Raw genomic sequence first — 21,105 nt, forward strand, 5'->3', positions numbered from 1 at the left:
GATGCCAATTCGAGACTGGCGTAATGCAATGAGTCGTTTTATCATTGAATTTGAGGAACGCCTCAGTAAGCATATTTAAAATCTAACAACGGGCAGTTACACAGAATCCGTTACAGGCTCAGTTATTTTGTAGTTATTGTTAGTTCTTTAAATAATGTTTCTGCTCGTTCAATTGCTTGTGGTAGTTGTGCAATGCACACTGGCTTTGCAAAATAATAGCCCTGCATTTCATCACTACCATGTGATACTAGGTAGTTAGCTTGATCGGCTGTTTCAATCCCTTCGCTACATATTTTCAAACCAAGGCGCTGGCCTAAATCGAGTATTGCTTGTAATACCGCAGTGTCTTTTGCTGAGCTTGCATATTGATTTACAAACATTCGATCTATTTTTAATGTATCAATTTCAATTTTAGTAAGATAACTCAATGAAGAGTAACCAGTGCCAAAATCATCTAATGCAATCGAGCCGCCCATAGCTTTAACTTGATTAAAAAATTCATTAGCGTTCTCAAAATTTTCTAAATAGCTTGATTCTGTTATTTCAAACTGAATATTTGAAATATTTACGCTATGTTCAAGTAGTTTACTTTTTACAGTATGAATGAAGTTATGATCCTTTAAGTCATGGCTTGAAAGGTTCATGGAGACGAGTACATTGTTCCCCATAAGTTGTTTTAGCATTTGCATATCTTTAAATACTTGTGTGATAACCCATTGAGTAATCGCTTTTATTTTACCTGCTTGTTCCGCAATAGGTATAAACTCACCAGGAGAAACAAAGCCTAGCTTTTCACTTTGCCATCTTATTAAGGCTTCTAAACCTTTGGCTTCTCCTGTACTCGACATTTTAAGCTGGTAAAATAACTCAAATTCATTTTGCGTTATTGCATGAGTTATTAAGTTAGCGACTTGCGCTTTTCTTTTGTTATCTTCAAGCATCTTATGATGGAAAACGGTATATGCACCTTTGCCTTTTTCTTTTGATGTGTACATTGCAATATCAGCATTACTAATGAACGTATTTATATCAAATTTAGCTTCTTTGGCACTCGCTATACCAATACTAATACCTGCTGGTACGTCCCATTCGTTTATAGTGAATGGCTCTTTCATACCCTCAATGATACTTTCGGCGATATCTATAACGATAGACTGCTCAGTGATATTAGGTAGCATAATTAAAAACTCATCGCCGCCTAATCGCGCAATTATGTCGCTACTTCGCAGATGGCTTTTCACTTTATTTGCGACGGCTTGTAAAAGCATATCCCCGGTTTCATGGCCAAGTGTATCGTTAACCCCTTTAAAGCTATCAACGTCAAAAAACATAATTGCAATGTCTTGGTCGTTACTTTTACTACTTGCTAACTCAAGTTTAAGCAGCTCCATAAAAAACATGCGGTTAGGTAGGCCTGTTAATATATCGTAGTTAGCGAGGCGCTCCATTGAATGTGTTTGTACTAAAAGCTGTGCGGTGTGTTTATGATTAGTTTGAACTTGGGAGTCAATTGTTTGTAGTAATGTATTAATGTCATTACCAAGTTGAGATACTTCATCGTGTCCAGTTACTTGATATTGAAGCTTATAATTTGTTGATTTTTCTACTTTCTGTGTGAATTCTGAGAGCTTTAAAAGTGGGCTTAATAAACGCTGATATATCCAAAACGAAATAATAATGGTGAGTGCAATAATTAAAACTACAAAGGGTGCTGCACTGTAAAAAAGGCTAACCTTGCTTTCATCTAATGGTTTTTTAAAGTCTTGTACAATGAGTAAATACCCAATAGGAAACTGTTCCTCCCCAATTGCCTTTAAGGCAACTAGTCCTTCATTGGTTATTGTAACCGCGTAAGGTAAATCTTTTGGTTGAATACTGACGAGTTCAGGTTTGAAGTTCTCTAGATATAGATAGTTAGGGTGGACGTATGACTGAATTAACTGCCAGTCAGCATCAAATACATTAACAAACTTAATATGTTCGTATCGATCAAAACCGAGCAATTCGGTGGTTATGGAGAACAAGTCAACTTGCTCAGACATAACGCGTAATAAACTATCGGAAATGTTTGAAGACATTGCATCTAAGTTTTGTTTAACAGATTGACGATACAAATCTTCGTGCTCATTAATCGCGAGGAAAAAAACTAAATTTGCGCTAAATATAATTAAAACCGTTGTTATTATAATAAATTTATACCGAATACTATGAAGCATCAAATTTAACCCTTAACCATCATTTAATTATGCTTTAGTTATTATTATGTAATCAGACAATCCATAATTACAAAAAAAGTTACTTACTTCGCCCTTTTTAGCACTAAAAATCTAACATTAAGAATGCTTTTAAATTCATATACTAAATATAGCTGTTTATTTAATTTTGTACTGACTTACTTTGTTGCAATTTCATTCTTGGTTTAATAAGTGACCTGTGTAAAACTACCTGAGTTAATTTAGTAAATCAGGTGACATGAATGTCGAATATTAAAGCTTGGAAACTTATAAGCCTGTTTTGTTTGTTCGCAGTGCTTATGGGTTGTCAATCGAAAGAAGAGCAGCTGCAACAAACAATTCAAGAGTCTATTAAAAAGGTAGATACGGAGCTGTCTCAGCTTGGTACTGCACTCGATAATGGAAGTGTACGCAATGCTGTGTTACTTAAAGAATATGGCGAGCTTCTTAAAAAACAACAACCAGAGCTTACAAAAGTTGTTGATGTAATTACCCTTGATGCAACGCGCCAAGGCGCACTTTATAGTGGCTTAACACAGCGACTTAAAGATATTAAAGGAACTTACTTAATTCCTCCTTACGAAGATACGTTACATAGCATTGATTTGTTGCGTGATGCATCTAAACCTACGCTATTTTCTGATGCGTTAACCGATCCTATTAATATGCTAGCTGATATGTCCAAAGGCACTTTAGCGCGTGTAGGCGCAATTAGTAAGCAAGCTGAAGGTGAGGGTGTTGGTAACCAAATGGTAGGTAACCCTAACTATGGTAACTGGCAATCAAATAGTAACGGTATTAGCTTTTGGCAATGGTACGGAATGTACCGTATTTTAGGTGATGTATTTGATCGTGTTGAATACGGAAGCTGGAGTAAGCGCCGAAAGTATAGCTATTACAATGACTATGGCCGTTCGCGTTATTCAAGCCCTAAACAAATTAAAACCCAAAGCGCTTTAGAAACACGCACGCGCCAAACATACCAACGCCAAGGTAAGCAGTTTACCAGTCCTTATGCGAGTAAAAAAACAGGTGCATCAGGTTTAAGCCGTAGTAGTTATACGCCAGCAAAAAGCCGCAGTAGTTATTCTCGTTCGAGCAGTTATAGCAATAGCTCAGGATCGGTGCGTGATAGCGGTAGCAGAACCTCTCGTGGCGTGAGCCGTGGTAAGTAAAAGAATAAAGTTGGAGTTAGAATAATATGTATGAATTTAATGGAATAACTATGTGGTCACTGCAAGCGCTGGCGATTGATTTTGCAATTATAGTTTTATTATTTGTAAGCCTTAAATATATAAAAGGCTGGGTTTCAAACTTACATGCAAATGATGAAATAACAGAGCGTGATAACTTTGCTTTTGGTATTAGCTTTGCCGCTGGCTTAGTGGCACTGGCGATTGTATTAACGGGTGTAAGTAGCGGAGCTTTTGCTGCAACACTGCAACAAGAAGCACTGCAAATGTTAGCTTATGGCGCATTAGCAATTGTACTGATTAAGTTGGGTCACTTTTTTCAAGATAAAGTAGCTCTTCGTAAAGTAAGCCTGCACGACGAAATCGTTAAAGGTAACGTTACAGCTTCAATAATTGATTTTGGCCATGTTGTCAGTGTTGCTATCGTTATTCGCTCAGCTCTTTTATGGGTGGCTACTGACGGCTGGCATGGTCTTCCAATTGTAATTGCCGCCTTTATTATAGGTAGTGTTGTATTACTACTTGTTAGCCAATACCGAGTGCAGTTATTTAAGCGTACAAACAAAAGTGGCGACTGCCTACAACAAGCAATTGTTGATGGTAACTTAGCTGTGGGTATTCGTTACGCTGGATTTTTAATAGGTAGTGCATTAGCTATTACAGCAGCAACGGGTGTTGCACCTTACGCGGCTGATAATATTAATGCGAGTTTACTATACTGGGCTATTAGCGCAGTAGTGAGCCTTGTTGCATTTATTATTTTGCACTTAGTGACAATTAAAATAATTTTATCTGGTTGCGATATTTCCGATGAAGTTAATCGTCAAAAAAATGTAGGTGTAGCTACTATTTCTGCAGCAGTATCATTTGCTGTAGGTATCACTATGGCAACATTACTAGGCGCATAATCAGTGTCATCAACCAACACCCCCCCAAGTAAGTCTCGCTTACTTGGGCACGATATACTACTTATTACTGTTATGGCCGTGCTTGCTGGGTGCGGCCTTATTTATGAATACTTACTGTCTCATTATGCGGGCCGTGTACTTGGCTCAGTAGAGAGCGCTATTTACGCCATGATTGGCACTATGATTGTAGCAATGGGCTTAGGCGCTTTTTTAGCGCGCTGGTTCAAAGATGCATTTACCGCTTTTGCTTGGCTAGAAAGCATTATTGCTTTGGTTGGCATGGGCTGCATTTTAGCGATAGCGGGTGTAATAGCAGTTAGTTATTCTCTTCCTCATTTATTTTCGAGCATTTTTAATTTACCCCCTGATGTTGTACTTAATGGTTACGTATTTCAAAAGCTACAAGAGTGGTCACGTTTTCTACCTTATGTTTTTGGTTTAATACTGGGCTTATTTATTGGTATGGAAATACCGCTTATAGCGCGCATTCGTCAGCACGTTTATGGCCGTTTTTTAGAAAACAACGCAGGGACTATTTATGGTGCCGATTATATTGGTGCTGGTATTGGTGCAGCCATTTGGGTAAGTATCATGCTCTCAATGCCTATAATGCAAGCTGCAGCGTGGACGGCGTTATTTAATATCATCGCAGGACTCGCGTTTTTATGGCGCTACCATACCCATGTGCGCTTTGCTAAGGCACTTTTAGTTTGCCATATAGTATTACTGGCATTATTTGGCTTTATTTTAGTATTTGGCAGTAGCTGGATGAACAATCTAAGTAATGTTTTATACAAAGATAAAGTAATTTATTCGCAAGCAACTAAATACCAACACGTAGTTTTAACCGAAAGATTAAGCAAAAACCAACCTCAGCCAATTACCGATTTATATTTAAATGGGCGTTTACAGTTCTCAAGTATTGATGAGCAAATATATCATTCAATGCTGGTTTACCCTGCAATGCTTGCCTCTAACAGACACGACCGTGTATTAATAATTGGTGGTGGTGACGGGCTTGCACTTAGAGATGTTTTAAAATGGCCTGTAAGCGAAGTAACGCTAATAGATTTAGACGCGCAACTACTCAATTTATTTGGTCATAAAGACGGTGACTTTACGCCGCCAGAGCACATCAATAAGCTATTACTACAGCTAAACAATAAATCGATGCATGATTCGCGAGCCAACATAATTGTGGGTGATGCATTTTTAGAAGTAGAAAAGCTACTTGACCAATCTAAGCAGTTCGACACTATTTTAATTGATTTACCTGACCCTAATCATCCTGATCTAAATAAAATGTACAGTAACTACTTTTATAATCATGTACGGCAGCTATTAGCACCCGATGGCGCAATGGCGGTTCAATCAACCTCACCTTATCACGCTAAAAAAGCGTTTTTAAGCATTGCTAAAACAGTTAAAGCTGCTGGGTTTGGCTATGTTGAGCAGTATCAGCAAAACATACCTTCTTTTGGGCAGTGGGGCTGGACTATAGCGACTAAAATGGGGCAGTCGGCCAGTGGCCGTATTAATGATGCGACGGCTATGCCTGTGCCATCAAGATGGATTAGTAAAGAATATTTATTGGCAAGTTTTGTATTTCCTAACCACTACTTTGAACAAGTTAAAAGTATTGAGGTCAATAGGTTAGGGTCTGGTCAGTTGTACGATTACTACCGAACTGCATGGCAAATTGAAAGCGAATTGTATAAAAACTAATAAAACATGGTTGACATAATATGTCGGCCATGAGAATCTTAACTCAGACATAATATGTCAAACGACAAAAGGCAGAGACATGGAATTAAATGAACTTTCAATAAAATTAGCTTCTTTTGAAACTGAAGGCGCTAACTTTGAGTCTTTCTTGATTGCCAACCCAGGCGAGCAAGATGTTTTACAAGTCATTGTTGATGGAAATGATGAACTTCCAATTTTTGTTACACAAACGCAAGAGCAGTTGTTATGTATTAGCTACTTGTTTGACGAAGATGAAGTTAAGAGTGAATTACGCAACGAGTTAAACGAAACATTACTACGTTTAAACGTGCCAATTCCACTGAGTGCATTTGCTAAAATCGATAACAAATACGCGATTTTTGGTGCACTGTCGGTAAATTCATCATTAGATGACGTTACCCACGAACTAGTGACATTAGCCGATAACGCTATCGATGCACTAGAAGCCGTGACCTTGTATTTAAACGATTAATAGCTAGTTAGTGGAGTTAAGATTATGAGTATTTTAAAAAAATTATTTACAGCAGTACGTGGCGGCGCTCGTGAAGCAGGCGAAGCAATTGTAGACAAAAATGGCATCCGTATTTTTGAGCAAGAAATTGCAGACGCGCAAAATGCACTTCACCGAGCTAAAAAAAGCCTTACTGAAGTAATGGCCAAAGAAATGCAAACTAAGCGTAAAATTAGCGCTGTAGATGCATCAATCGCTGAACATGAAGCGTATGCAGGCCAAGCTCTTGAAAAGGGCAACGAAGCATTAGCATTAGAAATTGCAGAAAAAATTGGTGACTTTGAAGCTGAAAAAGCTGAAAACGAGCAAGTATTGTCTGGCTTTAGCAATCACATTGTTGCGCTTAAGCAGCAAGTTAAAGATGCTGAAAAATCGATTAAAGAGAATCAGCGTCAGCTTACAATGGTTAAAACCACTGAAAGCGTACAGCAAGCAACAATGGCTGTTAACAGCACGCTTAATACAAACAGCTCGTCTATGACATCGGCTCGTCAATCGCTTGAACGTATTAAACAGCGCCAACAAGATCGAAGTGACCAGCTTGGTGCTGCAAAGCAACTTGAGTCAGACGTAAATGGCGATGACTTAAAAGCAAAAATGGCTGAAGCAGGCATTGGCGACACAAGTCCAAAAAGCGCTGATATTTTAGCTCGCATCAAAGCGAAACAAAATAGCTAACCATTACGTTTATACTTTAAAAAGGTAACCGAGTTTTTCTCAGTTACCTTTTTTGCTTAGAAGGCAGCCTTCCTATGTTTAATTTTTTCAAATCTAAAAAAGAGCCAGAACGTCAACTTAATCATCCGAGCGATCTTAAAAAAGGCGACATGTTTAGCGTTATTGATTCATTTGCCTATCCTGCATGGTTAAAGGGTGAAACGTTACGTGTTACTGATATTCAGACTTACCAATATCAGCACAGTAGTGATACTGAATTTGTACTTGAGACAAATAGCGGCCAAGTTGTATTTTTACAAATTGAGCAAGATGACGGCGAAGAGTGGGCTAACTTTTCTATTAAAATTCAGCGAAACGAAGTTGAAGAGATATTTAGCCTTGATGAGTTTGCGCGTATTTTTGATGAAGAGTCGTTAACCCACATTACAGTGCAAAATACACCAGAGCGCTTTATGCAGTTTTTAGCTAAAAGCTACCAACAAAGCGAGTCGCCTTATGTGTGTTATTTCCATAATAAAGACTACCGCAACCAAGCATTACCTCGTTATGAGCAAGAAGGTGGCGAGCCATGTGAAATGATTTGCTTAGCGTCAGATAATGAAGGCTTTGGTTTAAATATCGAAATTTGGGATGGCGGCGAAACCGAAGTATCGCTAACGCTCATGCGTCCAATGTCAGACATTGTAGACTTGTTTCCCGGAGACGCTAAGTGAGTGATGCTAAAGACAAGTGGTTACGTCAGGAACAAGCTGTACGTGCCACACAAATGGCATTTGATCTAAGCAGCGAAGTTCAAAAACTGATAAAAAAGCAGGCAATTGATCAAGAGCTAACGCCGTCAGATATGATCCGAAAAATACTTGGCTTAGACGTAAAGTCTAAAAAAACGCGTCAACGTTTATCGTTTAACTTAAATGATGATGAAATAGCGCAACTAGCCAGTCGCTTTGATGTACAAAGCGATGATAAGCGAGCCGTAAAGCAACAAGTAGCTGATTTATTAATAGCTCACACTAAAAATAAAAAAGTGAAATAATTTAATTAGGTTTTTATGAATATTGTTTTAATTGCTTACTTAATTATTTTTGCGTTGTTTGGTACTGCGGCGAGTTATTTTGTACGTTTTATTTATGCATATTGGGTGCTTAAAACAATGCCCATGAAATACATTATTAAAGCGGGTATTTGCGTGGTACTGGTGGTAGTAATTTCAGCGTTAATTCCGTATTTAAGTTAACGCTGAAATTAGCTTATACGCGGCCGTTTTTATTTTATATCAAACGACTGGCATTGGTGGTTAATACACAGCGATTGCACTTCAAGTACAGGAGAACAATCAGTTAAGCCTTGTGCTTTATTTTGTATGTTTTCTTGTTTTGTTATTTGTTGAGCAAGCTGTTCTGCTTCTTCTTGAGATGTGTTTAGCGTTGAATAAACAGCATATTTACTCGGTCCGCCGCATGCGCGGGCGCCCACTTCAAGTACTTTGCACTGAAAGCTTGCTGTGCAGCTGTTATTACTCACCATGTTATTCAGATCATAGTTTAAGTCAGATAAGTTTTTACTTTGCTCATTTGACGTCACAGTACTAGCACAACCACTTAGTAATAAAATGCTGCTAGCAATGCTTAAAATTGATAGTTTAATTGCCGATGGTAAACAACTCATAACGTTATCCTTAAAATGCACTTACCGCTGAGCCTTCAAGTTTAACACATTTATTTTCAACACACTGCGTGCTTGGCGTTGTTAAATGCTGACAAATGCTCATCATCCCTTTTTGTGAATTATAACTACTTTCAAGCTTAGTAATTTTGTCGCTAAGGGCTGCTACTTGTTCCTCAGATGCTGCGTTTGTTGAGTACACAACAAAGCTGCTTGGCCCACCACATGCGCGACTGCCTACTGCACTTATTCTGCATTGGGTGCTGGTATCACATTGCTTATCTGTAATTAGCGTATTTAATTCGGTTTTAGCTGTTTTTATATCGTCTATTGAAACGTTTTTTAAATCAGCTTTTGGTATTTTTTCAGCAACTACGTTCTTTTTAGTATTTTCTTGTAATTGAGTGTTTTCTTTTAGCTTTTGTAGCTCTTGCTTTGGTGCTTCAGCTTCTGAGGTGATTGTTACTTGCTGCGTTTCAGTGGGTGCTTTATCTAAGCATGCAGTTAAACACAGTGGTAAAAGTATGGCTAACAATGGGGTACGCATAACAAACCTTGATAGTGATGAAATATTCATCACTATCATACACGGTGCATTTTTTACGGCAATAAAAACTATATTATCAAGTAATTAAAGCCGTGAAAAATACCGTTTTGTTAAAGTCCACCCTGCGTTAGTTTGGTGGGGTTAAGTAGTTTTTCGAGTTCACTGCGTGGTAAATCAGTTTCCTGCTCAGCTACATCAATAATTGGGCGAGCTTCTTTATAAGCCTGCTTTGCTATTTTTGCTGCTTTTTCATAACCGATCACAGGATTGAGCGCAGTTACCAAAATTGGGTTTTTAGCGAGCGCTTTATCTATATTAGGCTGATTTACCTTAAAGCTGGCAATGGCTTTATCGCCCAATGCTTGCGCGCTATTGGCAAGTAATTCTATACTTTGTAAAATATTATAAGCAATGACTGGCAGCATAACGTTCAGCTCAAAATTACCCGCTTGGCCTGCCACTGTAATGGTGGCATCGTTACCTATTACTTGTGCACTTACCATTGCAGCGGCTTCTGGTATTACTGGGTTTACTTTACCAGGCATAATAGACGAGCCTGGTTGCAATGCTTCAAGCTCTATTTCACCAAGGCCCGCTAGTGGTCCTGAGTTCATCCAGCGTAAGTCGTTTGCTATTTTCATTTGTGCTACAGCGAGTACTTTTAATTGCCCCGAAAGCGCAACTATGGCGTCTTGTGAACCTATGTTATAAAAAAAGTTACTGCTAGGCGTAAATCTAATGCCTACATTGGCACTTAGGTTTTCTGTAAATTTTGCTGCAAATTTAGGGTCTGCATTTATTCCTGTTCCAACCGCTGTACCACCTTGTGCAAGTTCGCATACACGCTCTAAGCTATGTCTAATTCCTGCTGCAGCATGATTAACTTGTGACTGCCATGCACTTAGTGTTTGATTAAACGTTACAGGCATTGCATCCATTAAATGCGTACGGCCCGTTTTAACTATATGGCCTACTTCAGCTTTTTTCTTTTCCAGGCTTTGCGATAAATTTTCAAGCGAAGGAAGTAATTCGTACACTACATTTATTGCGCTACTGAGTGCGATAGCAGTAGGGACTACATCGTTAGAGCTTTGCCCCATGTTTACATCATCATTAGGGTGAATGCTTTCATTGCCTATCCGGCTAGCAAGCGTTGCAATAACTTCATTGGCATTCATATTTGAGCTTGTGCCAGAACCTGTTTGAAAAATATCAACGGGAAAATGCTCAACATGTTCACCATCAATAATACTTTGACAAGCTTGCTCAATTGCATCGGCTTTAGCTTTGCTTAAATGGCCTAGCTCACAGTTACTTTGTGCAGCGGCTTGTTTTATATAAGCCAGTGCAGTGATAAATTGCTTTGGCATAGGTAAGCCACTAATGGCAAAATTATTAACCGCTCGCTGTGTTTGCGCTTGATAGAGCGCATCAGTAGGTACTTGTAGCTCGCCCATGCTGTCTGATTCTGTTCTAAAGTTGCTCATAAGTGTGCTCCTTAAAAAGGGTTGAATTCGTGACTAAGAATACGAGCTTCACGCTCAAGTATTAAAAATTGTGCAGTATTGTTATGCACTTTATAAAACCGTTTTAGTGCTAATAAAGGTTTGTATAACTGCTCTAAACATTGTTTACGAATAGCATTATGTATAAGAGGGTCGCACATTTTGTTCATAATTTCATGGTGTGTGCGTCTAAGATAAAACTCTTGAAGCAAGGGATTACGTTGTTGCTCAAATTTTTTAGCGACGTTAAGGGCGGTTTCTATGTAATCGGCAACGAGCATGGGTGCATGCAGGCCAGGTCTTAAGCAATGGCAAGAGAGTTCTTGATGGTAACGATGCTGGGCATAATTTGAAGACATAAAAAAACCGACTTAAGTTAACGATAATAGTTATCATTACATTTAATCGGTTTCAGTGTAAACAGTTATTATAAAAATTATTTGCGATACTAATTTGAGTTTTAATTGTAGCCAAGAATAAATATCTGATCTGTTTCATGTTTGGTCATCGCCTGTTGATTATGTTTAGGGTGCGAAAGTAAATCGATTACTGTAGCTCTCATATCAACGGCGTAACTATGATCGTCGGTGGTTTTTTCGGTTATAGCAATAGCTGCGTCTACAGCGGTATAAGGGGGTATATGCATAATTTTATCCTTTGAAATTTAATATAAGTTAAACCCTTTAGTGGGTTAGTTATATAAAAGCATATTACGTACCAATCATAATAAATTAGCTCAACCATATGATAGTTATAGTGTTTAAAAATTATCTTTTTTTCATCACGACAAAATAAGCTAAATTTGCTTTACTGTTGTGCATTAATCTACAATTTTGGTGCACAGTAATGACAAAGCCATTTTCACAAGCCTGTGAAAACAATAAAACCCCTATTTTAGAGCAATTAAAAGTTGTATTAAAAAATACTAAAACAGTACTCGAAGTTGGCTCAGGAACCGGTCAGCATAGTGTTTTTTTTGCAGAGCAATTACCACATTTACAATGGCATACAAGTGATCGTGCTATAAACCACGAAGGGATTAACTTATGGCACCGCGAAGCTAATTTAACTAATTTGCATGCACCACTTGAGCTTGATTTAAATAATGAGTGGCCAATAGATAAAGTTGACGCTATTTATACTGCAAACACATTTCATATTGTAAGTTGGCAATTAGTTGAGCGTTTTTTTGACGGTGTTAAACGCCACTTAAATAGCGACGGTATGTTGTGTATTTATGGGCCATTCAAATACCAAGGTGAATTTACCAGCCCAAGTAATGATGACTTTAGTGCCTTTTTAACAGAGCGCGATCCGTTAAGTGGAATAAGAGATTTTGAAGCAGTTGAACAACTAGCTAAGCAAGCAGGGCTTACGCTTATTAGCGATACAGCCATGCCTGCAAATAATCAGTTACTCGTTTTTAAACGGCAGTAATGAGCTACATTGCTCTTTATATATATCAATATGGCCGCGTTCACGCTTTAAGTAGTCGCTTATTGCATTACTAAAGTCGCCATCAACAATATGGTGAGCAGAGTAGGTAAGTACGGGTTCAAATCCGCGTGCTATTTTGTGCTCACCTTGTGCACCCGAATGAAAACAGTTGAGTTTATGCTTTATTGCAAACTCAATACCTTGGTAATAACACAATTCAAAGTGCAGCGAATCTACTTCCTCACTTGCTCCCCAGTAGCGCCCATAAAGCGTATTTTTACCTACTAAACTAAGTGTTGCAGCAATCACGTTATCGTCTCTTTTGGCCAGCATAATAACGAGAGTATTAGCCATTAAGGCATGTAAAAGCGTAAAAAACTCCATATTTAAATAGCCCAAATGACCAGAGCGCTTTAAGTAGGTACGCTGATAAAACTCACAAAACAATTGCATTATCTCGGGCGTAATTTGCGTTCCTTGCAGCCATTCAATATCAATGTTCTGTTGCGCTATTTTAGCTCGCTCTTTTTTAAGTGACTTACGTTTTCGTGAGCTAAGCATCTGCAAAAAGTCGTCAAAGGATTCATAACCTTTATTAAACCACTGAAATTGCACACCCACTCTTAACATGGCGTGTTGCTCAGTTAATGAGGTGGCTTGGGCTTGGTCGCAAAAATTAACATGCCATCCCGACCATCCTTGCTGAGCACTGTGTAAGCTAAGTTGCTCTGTAATGTATTGATATACCGCATTTGGATTAGCGTGCTCGATAGCAATACGCTTGCCTTCAATAGGGCTAAAGGGAATGCCAGATAGCCACTTGGGATAATATTCTAAACCGTGTTTTTCGTATGCCTCAGCCCAGGCCCAGTCAAATACATACTCGCCGTATGAATGACTTTTTAAATACCCGGGTGCAAGTGCAACGAGCGTATCATCTTCAAAAATAGCGAGGTGATGGGGCTGCCAACCGCTTTTTTGTGTTACGCATTGGCTTTGTTCAAGGGCATATAAAAAAGTATGTTGAGTAAATGGTTCATCACCAAATAAACGTTGCCACTGCGCCTGATCAATCTCATTAATACTGCTAAACCATTGGTGCGAAAACGTTCCCATGACTACTTACCTTGTAGTTGTTCTAAGCTGTTCTACGTTTTTAATAAACGTACTAATTTGTATTTTAAGCTCGGTAAAATGAGGATTATAAGTTAAGCGCTGTAAAGCCGGATAGTGTTTTAAGTTGGCGCTTGTACGCTCTCCTAGTTGTGGTTTTTTAGTTGTTTTACATGTTTCATACAGGGACTCATCGTTAATAAAGCTGCCACAATTGCGATAAGTGGCGTTAATTCCATAATGTGGATTTTGCGGTGAGTTAACAACAGCAATATGCGACATACCATGAACCTTTTTACATTGAGGTGTTGTGCATTGCGGATTATTTACTGTGTAGTCACTAGCAAAGTCTGGCGGTAAAATATTGGTGCTTCCATAAAGTACTAAAGTATCGAGTGGCTTATATTTTACTGAATTATCTTTGTGTAATGTACTCAATAACTTTAGCGTGGCACGCGTGTCTATCGTGGTATCAATATCACTAAGTACACTAAAAATAGGTAATTTAAGTGCAGGGCGTTTGTTTAAGCTACTTACACTTGCAAGTGACATTGCATCGTACGAAGCGGCAGCTGCGTTTAGAGGAAATGATTCATACTTAGCAAAGTCTACATCGGCATCTTTATCAATCCAATTAACAAAGGGTATGGCATCAATCCACTTTGCTATCCAGCCGTACTTATTATGTGGCTCAGAGCCGGGCGAATAAAGCATAAGCGCTTTAATTTTAGAGGATACAGTATGTTTGGTTGCGTAATCAATAAGTAACGCTGCACCGGTAGAGTAACCTGCGAGTATCACCTCATCAAAGTCTTGCACCGAGCGTTCAATACCGTATTTTATTGCTTGTTGCCATTGGCTAAAGTCTACATTGAGTAACGCACTTGCGGCGCTTCCATGTCCTGGTAATAAAATAGTACGCACAGTATAGCCTTGCTGATAATACACTTGTGCTAAATCGTGATACGTAAAGGGGGAGTCAGTTAGTCCGTGGATTAATAGCGCAACTTTATTGCTGTTTGGATGCGTAAGCTCAAAAGGAGCAATAATATCTGCAATAGTAGGGTCAGGTTTTCGCGTACCTTGTGTTACTAATTGCTGATACGTTTGTGTAATAACAGGGCATGGCATATTTGCACGTGGATTGGCTTTATTTATATGTTTATATGCAAAATCTAAGTAATCGTTAAATGGTAAAATGGCTTGGTAATTAAAGGGCTGGTGGTTGTGCTCATTTTCAAAGCGTAATAAGCCTTGTTGCTTACTTTTTGTTATAAATTTAAAGTCGCTCGCCTGCGATATACAGTTTTGAGCGACAGCTGTATGAGAAAAAACACTTAAAACAAAACCAAAAGCTACTCTTAAAAATACTCTTAAAACTATTCTTAAAATTAAACCACTATTGTTCATTAACTTCTGCATATTGGACAAGACACTCGGTTAGCTTAATGAGTTCAAGCGGTTTTGCAAGATGTTGATTAAATCCAACTGCTTGTGCATGTGCTTTATCCTCTGGCATTACGTCGGCAGTTAAAGCAATAATCGGGAGTTCTTGTTCGGTTTTAAACTGGCGGATCAGTGCCGTTGCTCTATAGCCATCCATTACAGGCATTTGGCAATCCATAAGCACTAAGTCAAAATGCTGCTTTTTCACTATATCGACCGCCAACTCACCGTTTTCTACTATATACGGCACAATCCCTAACGAGCCAAGCATCGCTTTAATAACCATTTGATTTACTGGGTTATCCTCTGCGACCAAAATGTCTAGCGAAGTAATATTAGTATTATCAAATGTAATAACATGTTCTTTTTTAGGCTCTGTTGTTTCTAATCGCATGGAAAATGTAAAAGTAGAGCCTTTATCTATTTCACTTTTAAGTGCTATTTCTCCCCCCATTAGCTGGCTTAGCTCTTTAGCTATGGTTAAGCCAAGTCCTGTACCGCCAAACTGCCTTGAGGTAGAACTATCAGCTTGGGTAAATGCGTTAAATAATTTTTTATGCTGGCTTGGTTTTATACCTATTCCGGTATCACTAACGTTTATAACGAGCTGTACTTTATTGGCGGCAGTAAACTCTGTTTCTATGTTTAAAGTAACGCTGCCTTGGCTTGTAAATTTAATCGCGTTACTACATAAATTAAGTAATACCTGCTCAATTCGCATAGGATCACCAATAAACCAGGTATTTAAAGGTAGCTTTGAGTTAACTTGCCAGTTAATACCTTTGTTAAGTGCGCTTTGTTCAAACATATTGTCTATGCGTGTTATTAAGGCACCTAGGTCGAATGCAATAGATTCAATAACTAACTTTTGGGATTCTATTTTTGATATATCAAGAATGTCGTTAATTAAGTTTAATAAACTTTTAGATGATGAGTTTATTTTATCTAAATAGCCAATGAGTGTACTTGCACTGTCTGTTTCTCGAGCAAGTGAAGAAAAACCAATAACGGCGTTTAATGGTGTACGTATTTCGTGGCTCATATTCGCTAAAAATTGGCTTTTAGCCTGATTAGCTAAATCAGACTGCTGCTTTGCTTGTGCGAGTGAGTGTGTACGCTCTGCAACTTGACGTGTAAGTGCAATCTGTTGCTGATTAAACAGCAGTAAAACCATTAAAATTAAAGAACATACGGCAACTTGAAGTATGAGCAATAATAGAGTTAGTTGACTATTATGTTGTGTTAAAAAGCTTTCTTTAAGGGCTAGTTTTACAATCCATTTTTGCCCTGCAAAGTCCACGTCAAACGACATTAAACGGCTGCCTTTGGCTTGCTGAACATCTTGAGAGTAATTACTATAAAACGGCGGTGTGTTTGTATCTTCGTATATACCAATCGAAAACATATCAGACTGTTCTTTAGAAATGGCCTGCTCAATAATACTACGCACTAAAAATATACCAGTGGCATAGCCTTTAATTGTTTTTTCATCGTTATATTGGGAGTACACAGGGGCAAATAATAAATAGGCTGGTTTAGGTTGTTTGGTTTGCACCAACTGAATTATTTTAGTTCCGACTGGCATGTACTTTATAGCGGGGTTAAGCAGAGAGTTTTTTCGATCAGGGTTTGAAAATACATTAAAGCCAATAGCTTTTTGATTACCATTAAAAGGAGCTATGTATTTTACTATAACAAGGGGATCGTTAATTTCAAGAGGTTCGCCAACTATATCAATATCTAAATGGTAAATATTTGATATTTCTTGAGCAAAGACTTCTCGTTGATCTTGAGGTATTTTTGCATTCCACGATAAAGCGTTAATAAACTCGTATTGAGTTAGTAACTGACTAGCATAAGAATAAAAATCTTGCTGGCTCAGCATGGGAGATGATTGAACCTGACTTGCTAAGCTCTGCACTGCAATAATACTGCGATTTGTATATCTATAAAGGCTGTTTTCTATAACGTGGACTTCACGTTCGGCAATTTTAATAGTGCTTATACGATTTTCCTGATCGTATAATTGTGTTGTTACCGCGACTGATAAAAATAAAACTGAGCATACTGCAATTGTCGGAAATGCCGATATAGTATGTTGATTAGACTTTTGTGGTAATAAAGAAAGTAAAAATGGAGTTGCAATTAATACCCCTAATGTATCGCCAAGCCACCAGTAAATAACATTATTCCAATGATTATCAATACTGTAAATCGAGTTAAATTGACTCAGTGCGAATACGCCAAAGTTAGCTGAAATTAAGCTGACCAATATGGCTATGACTAAAATAAAGTAAATTATATTCTTGCGCTTTTTAAAACGCAGCGGGTGACCAAGCCAATACTTTAAAAAAGCTGCGCCGACCATTGCCTGTATAACAACACCAAAGGCGATATACATAGCCTCGTTGAATGAGTTGCCGACCAGGACTAGCTCATGAGCTGAACTATCAAAAATATTTAGGTTAAACGCAATTGCAGCTACGAATAAAGGCGGGATAAAGCGCCACCACCAAATATAACAACCGACTAGAGCTATACCGGCAGGTAACCAAATTGGAATTATTTGCGAGTTAAAAGCAAGTTTAGTGAGTGCTATGCCGACTAAAAAATATGCTAAAGCAAACATGATGTAAAAAATAATGGAATGATTTTTAGAGTTAAAATTTTTCACATAAGGTCCAAGCAATTATTATTATCGTTTTGAAATATCAGTATAGCTAACAGTAAGTTATTTTGGTTATTTTTATAATGGTAACTGTTTTTTGCTAAATGACTGCTTTAACACGACTGTTGATTCTATATTTGCAATACAACTTAAACTACCTAGTTGATGTTTTACAAATGTTTCGTAGCTCTCAAGATCATGTGCAATGATTTTTAATAAATAATCATAGCTTCCTGATATTACACAACACTCTAATACATGTGGTAATTTTTCTACATGTTGCTCAAATTGCTCTGCAGCACTTACCGAGTTTTGGCTTAATCGTACGAATGCATATACCAACACATTAAGGTTAAGTGCTTTAGGATTTATGGCGGCGTGGTAGCCGGTAATAATATTTTCTTGCTCTAACTTTTTTATACGCCTTAAACAAGGTGTATCCGATAGGTTAATACTGCTGGCCAAATCTGAAACAGACATACGAGCTTGGCTTTGCAGTGCAATGAGTAATTGCTGGTCTTTTTTATCTAACATAGTTGTCGGCTTTTATTAATTATTTTTATATTTGTAGTGATTATTGCTAAGTATTGCAATTTTTACTAATTTTTTTGGCGTTTTACCCTCATTGAACTCTGTTAGCATTTAACTATAAAAATAATAGAGCACAACAATGAACACACATACCGCTATTTTTGATCACTGGATACGAACAGAGTTTGTCACTTTAAATAGTGAATTAGAGCAGCTTTACTGGCAGCAAACCGATAAAGCAAATGTAGAAGGAATAGGTGAGGCCTTAAAGCAACAATTAGAAAAAGAAGGCAACGCATTAATTAGCAATTTATTAGCCGAGGGAAACACAGATCAAGGCTTTGATAGCGCTTTTGACTTACTCGGTAACGTAGGATTGTTTATGGCGGCGTGTAGGCGCCATGAAATTACTGAGCCAAGCAGAGAAACTACTTCGCCACTAATTGAAGCCTCAGCGCTTGCTATGCATATAGGCGCATCCATTGGCGTAACCCCTCGTTTTGCTACCGCCCACTTAACTACTCATAACAAAGCACTTAACGGTATTTATAAACGATTTACCAATTTACCTGATGAAAAGCTATTTCTTGATTACAACACCCAAGGTATTTTGGCCTATAAACGTGCAAGTGATGCTTTATTAAAAATATTGCCGTTAGGTATCTCACACCCCCTGTGTGGTGAGTTATTAAAAGTAGCAAAACAAGCGCTTATAGATGTAATTGAGTCAAATAATGCACTTTATTCTGAGCTCGATGCAGATCGCTTTTTTAACTGCGTTCGCCCTTATTATAAACCGTACCGTGTAGGTAAAGAGGTTTACAGAGGTGCAAATGCTGGTGACTTTGCAGGTATTAACGTGATTGATATGTTACTAGGGCTTTGTAGCGCAAATGAGCCTAGTTACTCGCAAATGCTGGTGGATAAGTTTTTATATATGATGCCAGAGGATCAACAAATCCTACGAGAAGCCATGCGTATGCAAAGCTTTATGGATGACTTTTTACAAGCAGAGCAATATAAAAATACAGATTGGTTTAAAAGCCACGCAACGTTATTTATCCAAGTGTGTAAATTACATGGTGACACCGCAGTCGGTCATCATAATCAACTGGTTGAAAAGTTTATTGCTCAGCCCTCAAAAAATATGCAACAGCAGCATATGAGCAAGGTAACAGCAAGTGGTCCGCCGCTTCATGTGTTACTTGATTCGCTCGAAAAATTAAGAGATAGGCGGGCCAGTGCCAAACGCGACGATATAAAAACACGTTTTGACGATCTAAATACACTTAAAAAATTGGTTAAATAGCATGCTTAAAAATGATTTTTGTATGGCTGATGGCTGTTATTTACTAAACCACTCGGTAGGGCGTCCTCTTAAAAATACGCAGCAATATTTAGCTCAGCACTACTTTTTACCGTGGGAGAGCTCAAATAAAGAACCTTGGCAACAATGGCTGTCCGCAGTTGAGCAATTTACTACCGCGCTTGGTAAGTTATTTAATGCGCCTAGTTCGCAGTTTTGTCCTCAGGTTAATTTATCAAGTGGCTTAACAAAGTTGCTTATGTCGCATCCACGGCTACAGCAAAAAAATTGTAAAGTGCTTATGGCGCAAAGTGATTTTCCGAGCATGGGTTTTGCAATGCAAAAAGCATTACCAGAGTGCGCACAAATTATGTTTATACCAGAGCACGAAAACCTAACTGATATTAGTGTTTGGCAGCGTTATATAACCGCCGACATCGATTTAGTTTTTATAAGTCATGTGTATTCAAATACAGGTGTACAGGCGCCTGTATACGATATTGTAGCTATAAGTAAATTAACTAATAGTTTATCAATAGTTGATGTTGCTCAATCAGCGGGTGTTATACCGCTTGATTTAAGCATACTCGATGCTGACTTTATGGTTGGCTCGAGCGTTAAATGGTTATGTGGTGGCCCAGGTGCAGCTTATTTATGGGTTAACAAAAATCAGATAGAGTATTGCGAGCCTAAAGATGTGGGGTGGTTTTCGCATCAAAATCCATTTGAGTTCAATATAAACCACTTTGAATATAACGCCAGTGCGCTCAAGTTTTGGGGTGGTACTCCCTCTGTAGCACCTTATATTATTGCCGCAAATAGCATTGCTTACTTTGCAGAGCTAACTGCTCACAAGGTAAGGGATCATAATTTAGCTATGCTTACGCTTATTCATGAGCAACTAGGCAAATATGTTGCATCACCTATGAGTAGTGATAAATGCAGCGGGACTGTTATTTTGTTTTTTAACAAGCAGCAAGACCATGTACTTACAGCGCTTAATAAAGCGAAAGTCAGTGTAGATGCCCGTAAATTTGGGATACGAGTATCGCCACATATTTATAATACTCAAGAAGACGTTGAGCAGTTTATTTCGATAGTAAAACGAGCGCTTAAGGGTTTTGGCTAAGCTGCTGCTTTCTTTGTTTTAATGACTCTATTTTTTGCTGCGTTTGATTAATTGATGCGTCGTAAGCTTGCTTTAACGAATTTGTTTTAGTTGCGATAGCATCAGCAATAGACGAAGCGCCTAAACGATTGGCTTTATCTTGAGTCATGTAATCTATCTGCTGTTTTTTAGCTGCGTATTCTTTTTGGCTTTGTGCAATAGATAGCTCAAGGCGCTTTATTTCTCGTTCTATTTGTTGAACTTCTAAGTAGTCATCCACAGAGGTGTCGGTAATACCTTTACCGGGCGTAGAGCTTTTGTATGCTTCAATTACGTTTATATCTTTAAGAGTAATAACTTGTGCATCTTTAGCGCAAGGCGTTTGGCTAAAGGTAGGAACGCCCTTAATTACACACTTATACACTGTTGTACTTTGTGCCAAGGTAAAAAATGGTGCTGCCGCGCAAACTGATAGCAATATGAACCGGATCATAGCTAAACCTAAAGTG

The 21,105-nt window shown here is 38.2% G+C and carries 22 protein-coding genes; 11 read left to right on the forward strand and 11 right to left on the reverse strand.

The genetic code is table 11. The features are described from left to right. Positions 1–122 precede the first annotated feature (122 nt). Entirely contained in the window at positions 123–2,114 is a 1,992-nt protein-coding gene (locus I6E70_RS14975; protein WP_007579757.1) for a putative bifunctional diguanylate cyclase/phosphodiesterase, read from the reverse strand. A 362-nt stretch (positions 2,115–2,476) separates the two neighbouring features. Here I6E70_RS14975 and I6E70_RS14980 point away from each other — a divergent pair, with 362 nt between their 5' ends. The 8 genes from I6E70_RS14980 (at position 2,477) to I6E70_RS15015 (ending at position 8,507) form a co-directional block, all read left to right on the forward strand. Further along, complete coding sequence (locus tag I6E70_RS14980) at positions 2,477–3,409, forward strand: hypothetical protein (RefSeq protein WP_007579759.1); 933 nt, start codon at positions 2,477–2,479, stop codon at positions 3,407–3,409. Between the two features lie 26 nt (positions 3,410–3,435). Further along, a complete protein-coding gene (locus I6E70_RS14985; RefSeq protein WP_024609365.1) occupies positions 3,436–4,335 on the forward strand; it encodes a DUF350 domain-containing protein in 900 nt (299 codons plus the stop codon). Between the two features lie 3 nt (positions 4,336–4,338). Beyond that, entirely contained in the window at positions 4,339–6,060 is a 1,722-nt protein-coding gene (locus I6E70_RS14990; RefSeq protein ID WP_197189034.1) for a polyamine aminopropyltransferase, read from the forward strand. A 79-nt stretch (positions 6,061–6,139) separates the two neighbouring features. Then, entirely contained in the window at positions 6,140–6,553 is a 414-nt protein-coding gene (locus I6E70_RS14995; protein WP_004335098.1) for a YjfI family protein, read from the forward strand. A gap of 24 nt (positions 6,554–6,577) precedes the next feature. After that, positions 6,578–7,270: a PspA/IM30 family protein gene (locus tag I6E70_RS15000; RefSeq protein WP_004335088.1), complete on the forward strand. Its 693-nt coding sequence runs from the start codon at positions 6,578–6,580 to the stop codon at positions 7,268–7,270. A 74-nt stretch (positions 7,271–7,344) separates the two neighbouring features. Further along, a complete protein-coding gene (locus tag I6E70_RS15005) occupies positions 7,345–7,983 on the forward strand; it encodes a DUF4178 domain-containing protein (RefSeq protein ID WP_010554827.1) in 639 nt (212 codons plus the stop codon). Beyond that, on the forward strand, positions 7,980–8,306 hold the full coding sequence (locus I6E70_RS15010; protein WP_010554828.1) for a hypothetical protein: 327 nt from the start codon (positions 7,980–7,982) through the stop codon (positions 8,304–8,306). Before I6E70_RS15005 ends, I6E70_RS15010 begins: the two co-directional genes overlap by 4 nt. 15 nt (positions 8,307–8,321) lie before the next feature. After that, the gene (locus tag I6E70_RS15015) at positions 8,322–8,507 is read left to right on the forward strand and encodes a hypothetical protein (protein WP_024592231.1); all 186 of its coding nucleotides are present in this window, start codon (positions 8,322–8,324) and stop codon (positions 8,505–8,507) included. A gap of 29 nt (positions 8,508–8,536) precedes the next feature. Here the strand turns inward: I6E70_RS15015 and I6E70_RS15020 are convergent, their stop codons facing one another. The 5 genes from I6E70_RS15020 to I6E70_RS15040 all read right to left on the reverse strand — a co-directional run bounded on the left by I6E70_RS15020 (position 8,537) and on the right by I6E70_RS15040 (position 11,633). Then, the gene (locus I6E70_RS15020) at positions 8,537–8,938 is read right to left on the reverse strand and encodes a hypothetical protein (RefSeq protein ID WP_024589501.1); all 402 of its coding nucleotides are present in this window, start codon (positions 8,936–8,938) and stop codon (positions 8,537–8,539) included. Between the two features lie 10 nt (positions 8,939–8,948). Next, the gene (locus I6E70_RS15025) at positions 8,949–9,482 is read right to left on the reverse strand and encodes a hypothetical protein (RefSeq protein ID WP_197189035.1); all 534 of its coding nucleotides are present in this window, start codon (positions 9,480–9,482) and stop codon (positions 8,949–8,951) included. A 110-nt stretch (positions 9,483–9,592) separates the two neighbouring features. Continuing rightward, entirely contained in the window at positions 9,593–10,969 is a 1,377-nt protein-coding gene (locus tag I6E70_RS15030; RefSeq protein WP_197189036.1) for a class II fumarate hydratase, read from the reverse strand. Positions 10,970–10,980: 11 nt separating this feature from the next. Beyond that, positions 10,981–11,346: a hypothetical protein gene (locus I6E70_RS15035; RefSeq protein ID WP_231609258.1), complete on the reverse strand. Its 366-nt coding sequence runs from the start codon at positions 11,344–11,346 to the stop codon at positions 10,981–10,983. Between the two features lie 101 nt (positions 11,347–11,447). Next, the gene (locus tag I6E70_RS15040) at positions 11,448–11,633 is read right to left on the reverse strand and encodes a hypothetical protein (protein WP_010554833.1); all 186 of its coding nucleotides are present in this window, start codon (positions 11,631–11,633) and stop codon (positions 11,448–11,450) included. Between the two features lie 200 nt (positions 11,634–11,833). Here I6E70_RS15040 and I6E70_RS15045 point away from each other — a divergent pair, with 200 nt between their 5' ends. Continuing rightward, a complete protein-coding gene (locus tag I6E70_RS15045) occupies positions 11,834–12,424 on the forward strand; it encodes a DUF938 domain-containing protein (protein WP_169044521.1) in 591 nt (196 codons plus the stop codon). Here the strand turns inward: I6E70_RS15045 and I6E70_RS15050 are convergent. The 4 genes from I6E70_RS15050 to I6E70_RS15065 all read right to left on the reverse strand — a co-directional run bounded on the left by I6E70_RS15050 (position 12,401) and on the right by I6E70_RS15065 (position 18,185). Beyond that, complete coding sequence (locus I6E70_RS15050) at positions 12,401–13,540, reverse strand: GNAT family N-acetyltransferase (RefSeq protein ID WP_197174370.1); 1,140 nt, start codon at positions 13,538–13,540, stop codon at positions 12,401–12,403. The genes I6E70_RS15045 and I6E70_RS15050 overlap by 24 nt on opposite strands. 6 nt (positions 13,541–13,546) lie before the next feature. Then, positions 13,547–14,947 carry an alpha/beta hydrolase gene (locus tag I6E70_RS15055; RefSeq protein WP_197189037.1) on the reverse strand — a complete coding sequence of 467 codons (1,401 nt, stop codon included), beginning with the start codon at positions 14,945–14,947 and terminating at the stop codon, positions 13,547–13,549. Continuing rightward, positions 14,937–17,657, reverse strand: a complete 2,721-nt coding sequence (locus I6E70_RS15060) for an ATP-binding protein (protein ID WP_197189038.1) — start codon at positions 17,655–17,657, stop codon at positions 14,937–14,939. The genes I6E70_RS15055 and I6E70_RS15060 overlap by 11 nt, the downstream gene beginning before the upstream one ends. A 72-nt stretch (positions 17,658–17,729) precedes the next feature. Beyond that, positions 17,730–18,185, reverse strand: coding sequence for an Lrp/AsnC family transcriptional regulator (locus I6E70_RS15065; protein WP_007579788.1), 456 nt, complete (start codon positions 18,183–18,185; stop codon positions 17,730–17,732). A gap of 136 nt (positions 18,186–18,321) precedes the next feature. Between I6E70_RS15065 and I6E70_RS15070 the strand changes: the two genes are divergently transcribed. Both I6E70_RS15070 and I6E70_RS15075 read left to right on the forward strand, forming a co-directional pair. Further along, positions 18,322–19,491, forward strand: coding sequence for a PrnB family protein (locus I6E70_RS15070; RefSeq protein WP_197189039.1), 1,170 nt, complete (start codon positions 18,322–18,324; stop codon positions 19,489–19,491). A 1-nt stretch (position 19,492) separates the two neighbouring features. Then, a complete protein-coding gene (locus I6E70_RS15075; protein ID WP_197189040.1) occupies positions 19,493–20,617 on the forward strand; it encodes an aminotransferase class V-fold PLP-dependent enzyme in 1,125 nt (374 codons plus the stop codon). Here I6E70_RS15075 and I6E70_RS15080 read toward each other — a convergent pair. Further along, the gene (locus I6E70_RS15080) at positions 20,601–21,089 is read right to left on the reverse strand and encodes a DUF4124 domain-containing protein (RefSeq protein ID WP_007579794.1); all 489 of its coding nucleotides are present in this window, start codon (positions 21,087–21,089) and stop codon (positions 20,601–20,603) included. The genes I6E70_RS15075 and I6E70_RS15080 overlap by 17 nt on opposite strands. Positions 21,090–21,105 lie beyond the last annotated feature (16 nt).

The organism is Pseudoalteromonas sp. NGC95 (assembly GCF_015864705.1).
In the GTDB taxonomy this organism is placed as follows: Bacteria; Pseudomonadota; Gammaproteobacteria; order Enterobacterales; family Alteromonadaceae; genus Pseudoalteromonas; species Pseudoalteromonas arctica.